Source organism: Pseudoduganella sp. RAF53_2, assembly GCF_052113985.1.
In the GTDB taxonomy this organism is placed as follows: domain Bacteria; phylum Pseudomonadota; class Gammaproteobacteria; order Burkholderiales; family Burkholderiaceae_D; genus Rugamonas.
Genome location: NZ_JBFRDW010000832.1, coordinates 1 through 2,189 on the forward strand (window position 1 = coordinate 1; position 2,189 = coordinate 2,189).

A 2,189-nucleotide genomic window follows, 5' to 3' on the forward strand; every position below is an offset into this window, starting at 1 on the left:
GCTAATTGCCATGATGTGTGTCTCCTCCATTTATTTAGAATGCCAAATACATAACCGGCATCATGGAGTCTGGACTCTTAACCTTACGTCATGCTTGCTTGAAACTTACGCAAAACTTACAAAAATATTAGCGAACGACCGTGCTTTAATGTGTTATTCTCGATGGATACATTATCAAGGAGACTCCAAATGACTGATGCCGTCATCGTATCGACCGCCCGTACCGGCCTGGCGAAATCCTGGAAAGGCGCCTTCAACATGACCCATGGCGCAACCCTGGGCGGCCACGTGCTGCAGGCGGCAATCACCCGCGCCAATATCGAGGCGGGCGAGATCGAAGACGTGATCATGGGCTGCGCCAATCCGGAAGGCGCGACCGGCGGCAATATCGCGCGCCAGATCGCCATCCGCGCCGGCGCACCCGTTACCGTGCCGGGCATGACCATCAACCGTTTCTGCTCGTCTGGCCTGCAAACCATCGCCACCGCAGCTCAGCGCATCATCGCGGGCGAAGGCGAGATTTATGCGGCGGGCGGCGTGGAGTCGATCTCCTGTGTGCAGCAGGAGATGAATATGCACATGTATAAGGACGTCTGGCTGAATCAGCACAAGCCGGAAATCTATCTGCCGATGCTGCAAACGGCGGAAATCGTGGCCAAGCGTTATGGCATCAGCAAGGAGCGCCAGGACGAATACGGCGTGCAAAGCCAGCAGCGCGCGGCTGCCGCCCAGGCGGCCGGCCTGTTTGACGCTGAAATCGTGCCGATGACCACCGTGATGGGCGTGGCCGACAAGTCGACCGGCACCCTGGGAACGCGCGAAGTGACCATCTCGGCCGACGAAGGCATCCGCGCCGATACGACGCTGGAAGGCGTGTCCAAGATTCGCACTGCGATGCCGGGCGGTGTGATCACGGCGGGCAACGCCAGCCAGTTCTCGGATGGCGCCTCGGTTGCGGTGTTGATGAGCGATCGGGCGGCAGCGGCGAAAAGCCTGACGCCGCTGGGTATCTTCCGCGGCTTTGCCGTGGCCGGCTGCGAGCCGGACGAAATGGGCATCGGCCCGATCTTCGCGGTGCCGAAGCTGCTGAAGAAAGCCGGTCTGAAGGTCGAGGACATCGGCCTATGGGAATTGAACGAAGCCTTTGCCGTGCAGGTGCTGTACTGCGCCGACAAACTGGGCATCCCGATGGATCGCCTGAATGTGAACGGCGGCGCGATCGCAGTGGGCCACCCTTACGGCGTATCCGGCGCGCGCATGACCGGCCACGCACTGATCGAAGGCAAGCGCCGCGGCGCCAAATACGTGGTGGTCACCATGTGTATTGGCGGCGGCCAGGGTGCGGCAGGCCTGTTCGAAATCGTCTGATCGCGCGAGGCGCCATGCAATCGAAACTGCTGTCGCGCCGGGACGTCGAATTTCTCCTGTATGAATGGCTGGACGTGAAGGCGCTAACAGCGCGTCCACGCTTCCAGGACCACAACCGGGAGAGCTTCGACGCCGCCCTCGATACCGCCGAACAGATCGCGACCGAGCTGTTCGCCCCCCACAACAAGAAGAATGACCAGCAGGAGCCGCACGTTGGCCCCGACGGCGCCGTGCGGATCATCCCTGAGGTGAAACAGGCGCTGGATGCCTTCTCGGCGGCAGGTCTGATGGCGGCGGGCCACGACTACGAACAGGGCGGCATGCAGCTACCTTATGTTGTGGACCGCGTGCTGGCCGGCTACTTCACGGCTGCCAATGTCGCGACAGCTGCCTACACCTTCCTGACGATGGCGAATGCAAACACGCTGCTCAAATGTGGTTCGCCGGAGCAGATCGAGCGCTACGTCATGCCGATGCTGGAAGGCCGCTATTTCGGCACCATGTGCCTGTCCGAGCCGCAGGCCGGTTCCAGCCTGTCCGACATTACCACGCACGCAGAAGCGGATGGGGAAGGGCGGTATCGCCTGCGCGGCAACAAGATGTGGATCTCCGCCGGTGAACACGAATTGGCCGAGAACATTGTCCATCTCGTTCTGGCCAAGATTCCGGACGCGCACGGCAAACTGATCCCCGGTGTGAAAGGGATTTCGCTGTTCCTCGTGCCGAAATTCCTACCCGATGGCGAGCGCAATGACATCGCGCTGGCAGGCTTGAACCACAAGATGGGTAATCGGGGAACGACCAACTGCCTGCTCAACTTC

Annotated in this window: 2 protein-coding genes; both read left to right on the forward strand. The window is 60.8% G+C overall.

The genetic code is table 11. The features are described 5' to 3' along the window. The first annotated feature begins 189 nt into the window (after positions 1-189). Positions 190-1,368: an acetyl-CoA C-acyltransferase gene (locus AB4Z11_RS30050; protein WP_442029596.1), complete on the forward strand. Its 1,179-nt coding sequence runs from the start codon at positions 190-192 to the stop codon at positions 1,366-1,368. 14 nt (positions 1,369-1,382) lie between these two features. Beyond that, the coding region (locus AB4Z11_RS30055; RefSeq protein WP_442029598.1) for an acyl-CoA dehydrogenase family protein at positions 1,383-2,189 on the forward strand (807 nt) is incomplete at its 3' end.